At 72.0% G+C, this 12,802-nt stretch carries 9 protein-coding genes and 1 pseudogene; 5 read left to right on the forward strand and 5 right to left on the reverse strand.

What is annotated here, in order from left to right; translation table 11 throughout:
* Positions 1 to 243: 243 nt before the first annotated feature.
* The 5 genes and pseudogenes from ABZV34_RS09225 to mtnA form a co-directional block, all read right to left on the reverse strand.
* A complete protein-coding gene (locus ABZV34_RS09225) occupies positions 244 to 2,115 on the reverse strand; it encodes an LpqB family beta-propeller domain-containing protein (RefSeq protein ID WP_356272808.1) in 1,872 nt (623 codons plus the stop codon).
* Positions 2,105 to 4,198 (reverse strand): MtrAB system histidine kinase MtrB, encoded by a 2,094-nt coding sequence (gene mtrB / locus ABZV34_RS09230; RefSeq protein ID WP_356272810.1) that lies wholly within the window; start codon positions 4,196 to 4,198, stop codon positions 2,105 to 2,107. The genes ABZV34_RS09225 and mtrB overlap by 11 nt, the downstream gene beginning before the upstream one ends.
* 1 nt (position 4,199) lies before the next feature.
* On the reverse strand, positions 4,200 to 4,889 hold the full coding sequence (gene mtrA, locus ABZV34_RS09235) for a two-component system response regulator MtrA (protein WP_015659998.1): 690 nt from the start codon (positions 4,887 to 4,889) through the stop codon (positions 4,200 to 4,202).
* 105 nt (positions 4,890 to 4,994) lie between these two features.
* Positions 4,995 to 5,453 (reverse strand): annotated as a pseudogene (locus ABZV34_RS09240) (hypothetical protein); the annotation flags it as partial.
* A 322-nt stretch (positions 5,454 to 5,775) separates the two neighbouring features.
* Complete coding sequence (gene mtnA, locus ABZV34_RS09245) at positions 5,776 to 6,921, reverse strand: S-methyl-5-thioribose-1-phosphate isomerase (RefSeq protein ID WP_356272812.1); 1,146 nt, start codon at positions 6,919 to 6,921, stop codon at positions 5,776 to 5,778.
* Positions 6,922 to 7,061: 140 nt separating this feature from the next.
* Here mtnA and ABZV34_RS09250 point away from each other — a divergent pair, with 140 nt between their 5' ends.
* The 5 genes from ABZV34_RS09250 to ABZV34_RS09270 are packed head-to-tail and all read left to right on the forward strand — an operon-like array spanning position 7,062 to position 12,648.
* Complete coding sequence (locus tag ABZV34_RS09250) at positions 7,062 to 8,417, forward strand: hypothetical protein (RefSeq protein WP_356272814.1); 1,356 nt, start codon at positions 7,062 to 7,064, stop codon at positions 8,415 to 8,417.
* Positions 8,418 to 8,421: 4 nt separating this feature from the next.
* Positions 8,422 to 9,159 carry a DUF4129 domain-containing protein gene (locus ABZV34_RS09255; protein ID WP_356272816.1) on the forward strand — a complete coding sequence of 246 codons (738 nt, stop codon included), beginning with the start codon at positions 8,422 to 8,424 and terminating at the stop codon, positions 9,157 to 9,159.
* The gene (locus ABZV34_RS09260; protein WP_356272818.1) at positions 9,156 to 10,349 is read left to right on the forward strand and encodes a DUF4350 domain-containing protein; all 1,194 of its coding nucleotides are present in this window, start codon (positions 9,156 to 9,158) and stop codon (positions 10,347 to 10,349) included. Before ABZV34_RS09255 ends, ABZV34_RS09260 begins: the two co-directional genes overlap by 4 nt.
* Positions 10,349 to 11,338, forward strand: coding sequence for a MoxR family ATPase (locus ABZV34_RS09265; protein WP_356272820.1), 990 nt, complete (start codon positions 10,349 to 10,351; stop codon positions 11,336 to 11,338). Before ABZV34_RS09260 ends, ABZV34_RS09265 begins: the two co-directional genes overlap by 1 nt.
* Positions 11,338 to 12,648: a DUF58 domain-containing protein gene (locus tag ABZV34_RS09270; protein ID WP_356272822.1), complete on the forward strand. Its 1,311-nt coding sequence runs from the start codon at positions 11,338 to 11,340 to the stop codon at positions 12,646 to 12,648. The genes ABZV34_RS09265 and ABZV34_RS09270 overlap by 1 nt, the downstream gene beginning before the upstream one ends.
* Positions 12,649 to 12,802 lie beyond the last annotated feature (154 nt).

Raw genomic sequence — 12,802 nt, forward strand, 5'->3', positions numbered from 1 at the left:
TGCCAACACCACCGCCGACCGGCCACCCCTGTGGACAACCACCTGTGGACAACCGGACACCCGTCACCGGACACACGTCACCCGCCACCCGCGAGGCCGACCCTCGACCGGGCCGGCTGACGGATCAGCCCACGAAACCCCACGGAACCCCCGTAGCCCCACGGAACGCGGACAGGGCCGCCCCGAAACCACGGGACGGCCCCACCTCGACACGCACACGACAGAGAACGGCGGCGAACCGGCCTACCCCGGGTAAACCGGCGCCGTGCCGTCCTTGACGACCTTCTGCCACTGCTCCCCGGACGACAGCCGCACGATCCCGTCCTCCTCCGAGTGCGCCACCAGCGGCAGCCTCTCGTCCTCGGACGCGGCGATCTCCTTCACGCCCGTCAGCGCGGAGGGCGCCGCCCCCACCGGAGTGGAGCCGTCGACCTGGACGTACCGCATCTGCAGCACGCCCTCGGACTCCCGCCCGACGACCACGAGCCGGCTGTCCCCGGCCCATGACATGGCCGTGACCTCCTCCAGCTGCGGTGCGACCGAGTGCAGTTCGAGAACCGAGACGCCGGGCCGCTCACCGGCCGTGGTGGCCTTCGTGGCCGTGGTGGCCGTGGTGTCCCGGTCGATGCGCCCGATCTGCAGGGAGCTCTTGCCGTCCTTCTCGACGATCAACGCGATCCGCACCCCGTCGGCGGCCACCCGTACCGCCTTGACACGCCCGTCGAGTCCCGGCGTCGAGACCTGCAGCGGTTCGCCCGCGCCCTTCTCCAGCAGCACCAACCGTGGGTTCGCGGGATCCCGGTCCGCCACCCACAGGTCGCCCCGGCCGTCCCAACTGGGCGTCGTCAGCCGGTCCTGTGCCGTCCTGCCCTGGCTGTGCAGCACCGCGTCGCCGAGCGAAGCGCCCGACACCAGCGAGCCGACGTACAGCGAACTCCCGTCGGCGGACACGCCGGCCGCGCTGTCCTCGTCCCGCGACACCGCGGCGGCCCGCAGCTTCCTGCCGCCGTCCCCCAGCGGGCCGGGCACCGGCTCGGGCTCCTTGCCGCCGTTGGCGCTGGACAGCCGTACGAGGCGCTGCTTGCCGTCGATGAAGTACTCGTACCCGGGGTGCTCGGCCGTACCGTGCGAGGCGATGACCTCGGCCCTGCCCTCGTTGACCACGCACAGCTGCGTACCGTTCGACCGCTGCAGCTCCACCTCGTCGACGCCCGTGGGCGTCAGGTCCCGGAAGGTGAGCAGGAGCTGGGTCGCCATCTTGTCGCACTGGAGCCGGCTGACGTGGTCGGCCTTGTGGTTCAGCGGGACCGTCACCCTGTTGCGGTCGTCGGGCGACAGCGAGGTGACGCCCTCCTTGAGGTCCGTGCCGGACGGGAAGCTCGACGCCACCACCGGATCGAGCCAGCGCGTGGGCCCCTTCAGCAGCGCCCGGACCATCTCCGTCATCGGGTCCACCTTCTCGCGCACGTAGACCGGATCGGCGACGGTCCCCAGCTGTCCGGTCGGCCCGGAGGCCGCGTTCGAGGCGAAGTAGTACTTGTTGACGGACACGTAGTTGCGCTGGAAGTCGGAGTTGCCCATCACCACGCCCTGCGGCAGCCCGTCGATGCGCCACTGCTTGGTGCCCTTCTGCCGGGTGAGGTGCACCGTCGCGCGGTACGCGGCCGAGTCCGGCGTGTACGCGTGCTGGTCGTTGACCGTGGCGACCTTCGTCCCGGCCAGCGTGTACGAGTAGCTGCCGCCGCTGCCGTCGGCGTTCACCGCCTGTTCGGACTTGGCGTCGGGCCCGTCGGTGAGGACGGTCGTGGAGCTGAAGGGGTCCCAGGACTTGCGGGCGGCCGTCGTCAGATACTTGAGCGCCGTCTTGTACTGCGCGTCGTCACTGGTCAGTGCCTCCAGGAACCCCTGCACGATCTCGGCGGGCCGGGCGTCCTCACGCGGCGGCAGCGCGAAGACGCGGACCTGCGAGTCCTGCCTCGGCGTGGACTCGACGCCGCTCAGATCCCCGCTGTCCGGCATCGAGGCGCACCCCGTCAGCAGCAGCGCACCGCAGCCGAGGTACACCCCCACACGTACGGGACGCAGCCGGCCGCTCCCCTCGCGGTCAGCGCCCACGGAACGTCTCCCCTTGTCCGAGCTCTTCGTGCTGTCCGAGCTCCTCGTGCTCGCCGCGGTCTTCCGCGGTCCGCTCCCCACCCGCTGCGGGCGTGCCGTCCGGCCCTCGCACGGCCCCGGCGGGCCGCGGCACCACGCGGGCGCCGTTGCCCGGCAGCGCCGTCGGATCGGCCGGGGGCGACACCCCGGCCATACGTGACTCCATGGACGTGCGCGGCGGCATCGGGGGCGGCGCGTGACCGCCCGTGGACTGCGCCGGCACCGTGGCGAGTTTGCCGCCACCGCCGGAGGGCAGTCCCGCTTCGCTGAGTCCGCGGTTGCGCCGCGAGTCCTTGGGCTCCAGGGGTATCGGGGACCCCCGCAGCGGCTCGTCCGCCGTCCGCGGCAGCGTCAGCCGGAACTGCGAACCACCGCCCGGTTCGCCCCACGCCTGGAGCCAGCCGCCGTGCAGCCGGGCGTCCTCCAGGGCGATCGACAGCCCGAGTCCGGTTCCACCGGTGGTCCGGGCACGGGCCGGGTCCGCGCGCCAGAAGCGGCTGAAGACCCGGGTCGCCTCGCCGGGCTTGAGGCCCACGCCGTAGTCGCGCACCGCGATCGCGACCGCTCCGCCCGCAGCGGCCAGCTTGACCACGACCTCCTTGCCGTCGCCGTGCTCCACGGCGTTGACGACGAGATTGCGCAGCACCCGCTCCACCCGCCGGGCGTCCGCCTCGGCGATCACGGGCTGCGCGTCGCCGACGATCCGTATCGCGGAGCCCTTGCGCTCGGCGAGCGGCTCGGCGCCGCTGACCACCCTGCGTACGACCTCTCTGAGGTCGATCGCGTCGGCCTCCAGCGCCGCCGCGCCCGCGTCGAACCGGCTGATCTCCAGCAGGTCCGCGAGCAGCGTCTCGAAACGGTCCAGCTGATCGGCGAGCAGCTCGGCCGACCGGGCGGTCATCGGATCGAAGTCCACGCGCGCGTCGTGGATGACGTCGGCCGCCATCCGGACGGTCGTCAGCGGCGTACGCAGCTCGTGCGACACGTCCGACACGAAGCGGCGCTGCATCCGCGACAGGTCCTCCAGCTGCTGGATCTTCAGCTGGAGGTTCTGCGCCATCTTGTTGAAGGCCTCACCGAGCCGGGCGATGTCGTCCTCGCCGGTGACCTTCATCCGTTCCTGCAGGTGGCCGGCGGACAGCCGCTCGGCGATACCGGCCGCCATCCGCACCGGCGTGACGACCTGGCGCACCACGAGCCAGGCGATGGCCCCCAGCAGCACCACGACGAACAGGCCGGCCGTCGCGAGCGTCCCCTTGACCAGGCTCAGCGACTTCTCCTCCTGCGTCAGCGGGAAGAGGTAGTACAGCTGGTACGGGTCTCCGTTGGGGTCGTTGACCTGCTTGCCGACGACCAGCGCGGGCTGCGACTGCGTGCCGTCCTTGTAGACGACCCGGGTGTAGCTCTGGGCCGCCAGCGTGCTGCTGTCGACGCGGGTCCGCAGGTTCTCCGGCACGCTCAGTGTCGGATCGACGTCGCCCGAGGAGCGCGGCCCGAGCCCTGCGCCACCGGAACCGGGCGCGCCCGAACTGAGCGTCACCACGTCGAAGGCGCCCTGGCCACCGCTGGAGAGGGACACCACGAGGTCGGTCATCCACTGGCTGACGTTCTTCGAGGGACGGTCGGCCGTACCGGCCCCGGCGTCACCGTTGGCCGTGGCGGTCGCGTCCGCCTTCTGCTTGGCCACCGAGAAACCGCCGGTCGCCTGGCTCTGTGACGCCTTCACCTTGGCGTCCAGCAGGCCGTTGCGCACCTGCCCGATCACGACGAAGCCGAGCAGCAGGACGACGCCCAGGGACATCAGGAGCGTCGTGACGACGATCCTGAGCTGGATGTTGCGCCGCCACAGCCGCATCACCGGCAGCAGCGGACGGCGCACCCAGCGCATGAGCAGCCGGAGGATCGGGCTGCCCTTGACTCCGCCCTGGAGCAGCCCGCCCGCCATGAGCCGCTCCCAGCCGGAGCCCGTCATGTTCCGGCCGACAGGCCGCTCCGCGCGGTTCCCCGGCTGTCCGGGCGCCGAAGCGGCACTGTCCCTGGACATGTCAGCTCGGTCCCGCCTTGTAACCGACTCCCCGGACGGTCACCACGATCTCCGGCCGCTCCGGGTCCTTCTCGACCTTGGAGCGCAGCCGCTGGACATGGACGTTCACCAGACGGGTGTCCGCCGCGTGCCGGTAGCCCCACACCTGCTCCAGGAGCACCTCACGCGTGAACACCTGCCAGGGCTTGCGCGCCAGCGCCACCAGGAGGTCGAACTCCAGCGGCGTCAGCGCGATCGACTGCCCGTCCCGCTTCACGGAGTGACCGGCGACGTCGATCACGAGGTCGCCGATGGCCAGCTGCTCCGGCGCCGGCTCCTCGGAACGGCGCAGCCGCGCCCTGATCCGTGCCACCAGCTCCTTCGGCTTGAACGGCTTCACGATGTAGTCGTCGGCACCCGACTCGAGGCCCACCACGACATCGACGGTGTCGCTCTTCGCCGTGAGCATCACGATCGGCACTCCGGACTCCGCCCTGATCAGGCGGCACACCTCGATGCCGTCCCGGCCGGGGAGCATCAGGTCCAGGAGCACCAGATCGGGCTTGGTCTCACGGAAAGCGGCCAGCGCCTTGTCGCCGTCGGCTACGAAAGACGGCTCAAAACCTTCACCACGCAACACGATGCCGAGCATCTCGGCCAGTGCGGTGTCGTCATCGACGACAAGGACTCGTCCCTTCATAAACGACATCATCCCATTCTCATAACGGTGAAGGAGGTGCAGGTGAGCAGGCTCACTGACCTGTGACGATAGTCGTACGGAGCTGTCACTGTCTGCCCCTGTCCGTCGACGTCGGTGTCAGTGGTCGATGTCGGCTCGTCGTGCCTGCGGGTGACGTGGTGACTCGGCCAGGTCTTCGCGGCGCATGGTGACCCAGTGTCCCGTGACGAAGAGCAGTCCGATGGTGGCGGCCACCGCGACCAGGGCGAGGGCGGGGAATCTGTTGTCCCCGCCCGGGTAGCGGTCACCGCACAACCGGGCCGGCCGAGGTTTCTCGCCGGATGCCTCCAGGCACACCGGATCGCCCTTCCGCGGGAGGGGATAACCATTATTGGGCACCTTGTCTACGGTGTAGCGGTGGCCTGCCACGGTGTACACGATGTCAGCGTGCGTGAGCCTGTCACCCTTGCCTCGTGGAGGCACGGCGCGGGAGACGACGCCCGCGACCCGTACCCCGGTCCTGTCGAGGAGCTCCGCCTGCGACCGATCGTGCGCCATCATGCCCCCTGTGAGACCGATGACGCCCAGGAAGACCGCGGCGAAGACCGCATGCCACCGATGCTTCGGGGCCGAATCCGCGGAACTCTCACTGGCCGCTCATCTCTTCCGCGCGAGGCTCGCTGTGATCCCGACCGCCGCCGCCTGAGGGCAGAACATCGCGCGATCCCGGCTCCGGAAGTCCTGCGGAACGCTCCTGGTGCATCCGCGTGTACATCCGTGGGTCATCAAGGCGATCTTGAGGAACGGCCGGATTCCGGGGCCCAATGATGCAGCCGTCGGATGTCACGGCCCCTCTCCCTGCCGATCGCCGCAGGTGGAGGGGCCCTTTTCGTCCGTTGGCGCGACATCGTCCCAGTAGCTAAGTCGTCACCTGACGTGACCTGCCGCAGAGCTCGGCAAGCGCCTCAGCCGTCACGGGCGAAACAACGCCCTCCTCGGTCACGATCGCCGTCACCAACTCGGGCGGTGTCACATCGAATGCCGGGTTGTACGCCTGGGTTCCCAGGGGTGCCACCGGTATCCCGCCTCCCGCTTCCACTCCCACCACCGGCACCTGCGGCGCGGTGAGCTCGGTCACCTCATGACCGGGGCGCTGCTCGACCTCGATGGACGCTCCGTCCGGGGTGTCCGGATCCACCGTCGTCACCGGCGCCACCACGATGAACGGCACATGGTGATACCGGGCCAGCACCGCGAGCGGATAGCTCCCCACCTTGTTCGCCACCGAACCGTCGGCGGCTATCCGGTCGGCCCCGATGAGCACCGCGTCCACCTCACCCGCCGCGAACAGGGATCCCGCCGCGTTGTCCGTGAGCAAGGTGTACGACATCCCGTTGCGCGCCGCCTCGTAAGCCGTCAGGCGGGCACCCTGCAGCAACGGACGCGTTTCGTCCACCCACAGCCGCCGCAACTGCCCCGCCCGATGCGCCGCGAGGGCCACCGCGAACGCCGTGCCCTCCCCTCCGGACACCAGCGCCCCGGAGTTGCAGTGGGTCAGGATCCGGTGGCCGCCACCCGGCAGCAGCTCGTCCAGCAGCGCCAGCCCGCGCACGGCCATCCGGGCACTGGCCCGGGCGTCCTCCCGGTGCAGCGCCCGCGCCGCGGCCAGCGCCGCCTGGCCGCCCGCCCGCTGGTCACCGCCGCCGGCGAGCGCCCCTCGGTACGCCTCCTGGGCCCGGCGCACCCCCACGGCGAGGTTCACCGCCGTCGGCCGGGCCCCGGCCAGCGCACGGGCGGCATCCTCGACGTCGAAGCCGCGCACCGCGGCGAGCGCGACACCGTACGCCCCGGCGATGCCCAGCAGCGGCGCACCGCGCACGGCCAGCGTGCGGATCGCCTCCACCAGCGCCGGGGCATCCGTGCACACCAGCTCGACCTCCTCGGCCGGCAGCCGCGTCTGGTCGAGAAGGACCACCACGGGCCCTTCGGGTGGTTCGTCCCAGCGGATCGCCGGTATCTCCATCGGCCCGTCGTGCTCGCGGGATTGCGCGTACTGATCAGCCATCCGCCCAGTCTGCCCCGTACCCGGCGGACAATTGAAGATGTGCAGCCCATACGGCAGCCGGTCCCCCGCCGGGCACACCGTGACACGATGGCTGCCAACCTGCCGCCGCGCCCGCGGACGCGCACCGTGAAGGAGCGACGATGAACGACACTCCGGGCTGGGCCTCGCCCGGATCCGCCCCCTCCGACGGGCAGGAGCCGGACGGCTCCGGCACCGCGCAGCCCCCGGAGCGGCCCTCGGACCAAGGCGGCACCGATCACCCGGAGCCGCCGTCGAAGTGGTCCAAGGAACAGCCCCCGCCCGGCCAGTGGTCCGCCCCCAGCCCCCAGGGCCCGGGCCCGACCCCTCCCCCGTCCCCGGCCGGCCCCGGCTGGGGCGGCGGCCGGCCTCCCGGCCCCGGCGGCCCGGCGGGCCAGGGCGGCGGCTACGGAGCCTGGGGCGGCCCCGGCCGCGGACCAGGCGGCCCCACCGGCTGGGGCGGCAACTGGGGCGGCCCGCCCCCCGCCGCCAAGCCCGGCGTCATCCCGCTGCGCCCGCTCGGCGTCGGCGAGATCCTCGACGGCGCGGTCTCCACGATGCGGACGTACTGGCGCACGGTACTGGGCATCTCGCTGACCGTCGCCGTCGTCACGCAGATCGCGGTGATCCTGCTCCAGGGCTTCTTCCTGAACGACAACGCCGACACCGACGCCCTCAACGACCCGAGCGCCACCGTCGGCGAACTGAGCCACGCCCTGGGCTCCGCCCTGCTCAGCTCGGGCATCGTCCTGCTCATCACCCTGCTCGGCACCATCGTCGCGACGGCGCTGCTCACCTCTGTCACCAGCCGCGCGGTGCTCGGCAAGCCCGTCACCGCCACCGAGGCCTGGCGGGACGCCCGCCCCCAGCTGCTGAGACTGTTCGGTCTGACCTTCCTGCTGCCGCTCCTCGCCTGCGCGATCATCGCCGTCGGCGCCCTGCCCGGTGTGATCATCGCGTTCGCCGGCGCGAGCGGCGCCGGCGCCGCGCTCGCCGTCCTGGGCGGACTCGGCGCGGCCGTCGTCGCCCTCTGGCTGATGATCCGCTTCTCCCTCGCCTCGCCCGCGCTCATGCTGGAGAAGCAGGGTGTCCTCACGTCGATGAGCCGCTCCGCGAAGCTCGTCCGCGGCTCCTGGTGGCGGATCTTCGGCATCCAGCTGCTCGCCACGATCATCGCCAACATCGTCGCGTCGATCGTCGTCATCCCGTTCGCCATCCTCGCCGCCGCCCTCAGCGGCAACGGCATCAGCGGCTTCCTCAACAGCGGCAGCGGCAGCCTCGGCTGGACGTTCCTCGTCATCAGCGGGATCGGCTCGGTCATCGGGTCCATGCTCACCTTCCCGATCACCGCGGGCGTCACCGTGCTCCTCTACATCGACCAGCGCATCCGCCGCGAGGCCCTCGACCTCGACCTGGCCCGCGCCGCCGGCGTACAGGACTACGGGTCCCACGCCCCCGGCACCACCGCGGGAGGCTGACGGAGTGAGTCCGGCGGGGGGAGTTCTCACTACGCTGCGAGCGCTGCCGCACACCGGCGCCGCGGCCGTCCTCGCGCTGCCGCACGGCGGCGACGAACCACCGGTGACGATCCCGCGCGACCCCGCACGGGAGGCGGCCAGGCGCGAACTGTCCAAGCGGATGTACCACGAGAACGAACCCAGCCTGGTCCAACGCGCCCTGAACGCCTTCTGGGACTGGGTCGACAAGCTTTTCGGAGCCGCTTCCTCCGCGACCCCCGGCGGCACCCTCGGACTGCTGGTGATCGTGGTGGCCGTACTCGCCGTCGTCGCCGCCCTCTGGTGGCGCCTGGGCACCCCGCGGCGCACACCCGCCTCGTCCGCCGCGCTCTTCGACGACCGCCCCCGCAGCGCCGCCGAACACCGCTCGGCGGCCGAGGCCCACGCCGCCCAGGGCCACTGGAGCCAGGCCGTCCAGGAACGCATGCGCGCCATCGTCCGCTCCCTGGAGGAACGCACCCTCCTCGACCCGCGCCCCGGCCGTACGGCGGACGAGGCGGCCGCCGAGGCGGGCCGCACCCTGCCTGGGCACACCGACCGACTGCGCGCCGCCGCCCGCGACTTCGACGACGTCACGTACGGCGGCCGGGCCGCCGACTCCAGCGCGTACGGCCGCCTCACCGAACTCGACCGCGACCTGGAGCGCAGCAAACCCGTACTCACCGGCAGCGCCCACCACACCGGCCACGGAGCCGCCTCATGACCGAGGCCGCCCTCCCCTCCACCTCGGCCTCGCCCACCGCCCGCCAGGTGTGGACGCGCGCCCGGGGAGTCACCCTCGCGGTGGTGATCCTGCTGGCGGCCGCCGTGGCGATCGCCGCGATCCGCTCCGGCGCCCAGCACGGCCGCCTCGACCCACGCTCCGCCGACCCCTACGGCAGCCGCGCCACCGCCGAACTCCTGGGCGACCGCGGCGTCTCCACCCGCGTGGTCACCACCCTGGACGAGGCTCGCGCCGCGGCCGGCCCCGACACCACCCTGCTCGTCGCCGCCCCCGACCTGCTCACCGACAGCCAGCAGACCGGCCTCCACAAGGCCACCGCGAGCTCCGGCGGCCGCACGATCCTGATCGCCCCCGAAGCTCCCTCCCTGCGCACCCTCGCCCCCGGCGTCACCGCCGACCCCGCGATCAGCTTCGACTCGACGCTCTCGCCCGACTGCGACCTGCCGGCCGCCCGGCGCGCGGGCAGCGCCGACACCGGCGGCATCCGCTACACCACCACCGGCCTCGACGCCGACTCCTGCTACCCCAGCGACGGCCTGCCCACCCTGCTGCGGATCCCGGCAACCTCCGCAAACGGCGACACCGTCGTCGTCGGCGCCCCCGACATCCTCTACAACAACCGTCTCGACCAGCGGGGCAACGCCTCGCTCGCCCTCCAACTGCTCGGTTCCCGCCCCCACCTGGTCTGGTACCTCCCCTCCCTGTCCGACACCTCGGCGACCGACACGGGCGGCAAGACCTTCCTCGACCTGCTGCCCTCGGGCTGGCTCTGGGGCACGCTGCAGCTCTTCATCGCCGCGGTCCTGGCCGCCTTCTGGCGAGCACGCCGACTCGGGCCCCTCGTCCCCGAACGCCTGCCCGTCGCGATCCGCGCCTCGGAAACCGTCGAGGGCCGCGCCCGCCTCTACCGCAAGGCCAACGCCCGCGACCGCGCCGCCGGCGCCCTGCGCTCCGCCACCCGCACCCGCCTCGCCCCCCTCGTCGGTGTGTCCCCCGCCCAGGCTCACGCGCCCGAGGCCCTGCTCCCCGCGCTGTCCGCCCAGCTCCACGGCGACGGGCAGTCCTCCCCGCACTCCCTCCTCTTCGGGCCGCCGCCCCGCGACGACGCGGCCCTCGTCTCCCTCGCCGACCAACTAGACGCCCTCGAAAGAGAGGTACGCCGTTCATGATGACCCCGACCACTGACAACGCCGGGTACACCGGGGATCCGGGCGCCGCCCGCTCCTCCCTGGAAGCCCTGCGCGCCGAGATCGCCAAAGCCGTGGTCGGCCAGGACCCCGCCGTGACCGGCCTCGTCGTCGCCCTCCTGTGCCGCGGACACGTGCTCCTCGAGGGAGTCCCCGGAGTCGCCAAGACACTGCTCGTCCGCGCCCTGGCCTCGGCCCTGGAACTCGACACCAAGCGCGTCCAGTTCACCCCCGACCTGATGCCGAGCGACATCACCGGCTCACTCGTCTACGACGCCCGCACCGCCGAGTTCTCCTTCCAGCCCGGCCCGGTCTTCACCAACCTGCTGCTGGCCGACGAGATCAACCGCACCCCGCCCAAGACACAGTCGTCCCTCCTCGAGGCGATGGAGGAACGCCAGGTCACGGTCGACGGCACACCCCGGCTGCTCCCGGAGCCCTTCCTCGTCGCCGCCACCCAGAACCCGGTCGAGTACGAGGGAACGTATCCCCTGCCGGAAGCCCAACTCGACCGCTTCCTGCTCAAACTGACGATCCCTCTCCCCTCCCGCGAGGACGAGATCGACGTCCTGACCCGGCACGCCGAGGGATTCAACCCACGCGACCTGCGCGCCGCCGGCGTACGCCCCGTGGCGGGCCCGGCCGACCTTGAAGCCGCGCGCGCCGCCGTCGCCGAGACCGCGGTCTCTCCCGAGATCACCGGCTATGTGGTGGACATCTGCCGCGCCACCCGCGAGTCACCGTCCCTCACCCTCGGTGCCTCCCCGCGCGGCGCGACGGCCCTCCTCGCCACGGCCCGCGCCTGGGCATGGCTGACCGGCCGCGACTACGTCATCCCGGACGATGTGAAGGCCCTCGCCCTCCCCACGCTCCGCCATCGCATCCAGCTGCGCCCCGAAGCCGAGATGGAGGGCGTGACCACCGACTCGGTCATCAACGCGATCCTCGCCCACGTCCCCGTCCCCCGCTGATGGCACTCACCGGACGCGCCGCACTCCTGGCGGCCATCGGCACCATCCCCATCGGCGTCTGGGAACCGAGCTGGACGGGCATCCTCGCCGTGAACGCCCCGCTGGCCCTGGCCTGCGCCTGCGACGCGGCCCTGGCCGCACCGGTACGCCGTCTCGTTCTGAGCCGCTCCGGCGACACCTCGGTACGCCTGGGCGAGACCGCCGACGTCACCCTGACCGTCACAAACCCCTCGGGCCGACCGCTGCGCGCCCGTCTCCGCGACGCCTGGCCCCCGAGCAGCTGGGAGACGGGCACCGAGGTGGCCGCGTCCCGTCATCGTCTGACGGTGCCGCCCGGCGAACGCCGCCGGCTGACGACCCGGCTGCGCCCCACCCGCCGCGGCGACCGACACGCCGACCGCGTCACGATTCGCTCGTACGGTCCACTCGGCCTGTTCTCCCGCCAGGGGAGCCACAGGATCCCGTGGACGGTGCGCGTCCTGCCGCCGTTCACCAGCCGCAAGCATCTCCCGTCCAAACTGGCCCGGCTCCGTGAACTCGACGGCCGCACCAGCGTCCTGACCCGCGGAGAGGGCACCGAGTTCGACAGTCTGCGCGAGTACGTTCCCGGCGACGACACCCGGTCCATCGACTGGCGTGCCACAGCCCGGCACGCCACGGTCGCCGTCCGCACCTGGCGACCCGAACGCGACCGCCACATCCTGCTGGTCCTCGACACGGGTCGCACCTCGGCGGGCCGTGTGGGTGACGCCCCGCGCCTCGATGCCTCCCTGGACGCGGCCCTGCTCCTCGCGGCGCTGGCTTCCCGGGCCGGCGACCGTGTGGACCTTCTCGCGTACGACCGCCGGGTACGTGCCCTCGTCCAGGGCCGTGCGGCGGGCGACGTCCTGCCCTCCCTGGTCGCGGCGATGGCCACCCTGGAGCCGGAGCTCGTCGAGACCGACGCTCGCGGACTGACGGCCACCGCGCTCCGTACGGCCCCGCGCCGCTCCCTGATCGTCTTGCTGACGACGCTCGACGCCGCCCCGGTCGAGGAGGGTCTGCTCCCCGTCCTCTCCCGCCTCACACAGCGTCATACGGTCCTGGTGGCTTCGGTCGCCGATCCCCATGTCGCCGGCATGGCCAGGGCCCGCGGAAACGCCGACGCCGTGTACGAGGCGGCGGCAGCGGCCCACGCCCAGGCGGAACGCCGTCGCACGGCCGAGCAGTTGTTGCGTCATGGAGTCACGGTCGTGGACGCCACTCCGGACGACCTGCCCCCCGCTCTCGCGGACGCGTATCTGGCCCTCAAGGCGGCAGGACGCCTGTAAACCGGCACAAAAAAGGGGCCTCTTGGCTTCAAGAGGCCCCACCAACAAAAACGATCCCGAACGCAGAAAACCCCCGTACCGATTTCCCGGTACGGGGGTTCTCCATAAAATTTGTTCGGCGGCGTCCTACTCTCCCACAGGGTCCCCCCTGCAG

Source organism: Streptomyces sp. NPDC005195 (genome assembly GCF_040608315.1).
GTDB classification, from domain to species: Bacteria; Actinomycetota; Actinomycetes; order Streptomycetales; family Streptomycetaceae; genus Streptomyces; species Streptomyces kaempferi.

Bases quoted from the DNA above. Each gene is read 5' to 3' on its own strand.
- mtrB (WP_356272810.1), bottom strand. From the start codon at position 4,198: ATGTCCAGGGACAGTGCCGCTTCGGCGCCCGGACAGCCGGGGAACCGC.
- mtrA (WP_015659998.1), bottom strand. From the start codon at position 4,889: ATGATGTCGTTTATGAAGGGACGAGTCCTTGTCGTCGATGACGACACC.
- mtnA (WP_356272812.1), bottom strand. From the start codon at position 6,921: ATGGCTGATCAGTACGCGCAATCCCGCGAGCACGACGGGCCGATGGAG.
- ABZV34_RS09250 (WP_356272814.1), top strand. From the start codon at position 7,062: ATGAACGACACTCCGGGCTGGGCCTCGCCCGGATCCGCCCCCTCCGAC.
- ABZV34_RS09260 (WP_356272818.1), top strand. From the start codon at position 9,156: ATGACCGAGGCCGCCCTCCCCTCCACCTCGGCCTCGCCCACCGCCCGC.
- ABZV34_RS09265 (WP_356272820.1), top strand. From the start codon at position 10,349: ATGACCCCGACCACTGACAACGCCGGGTACACCGGGGATCCGGGCGCC.
- ABZV34_RS09270 (WP_356272822.1), top strand. From the start codon at position 11,338: ATGGCACTCACCGGACGCGCCGCACTCCTGGCGGCCATCGGCACCATC.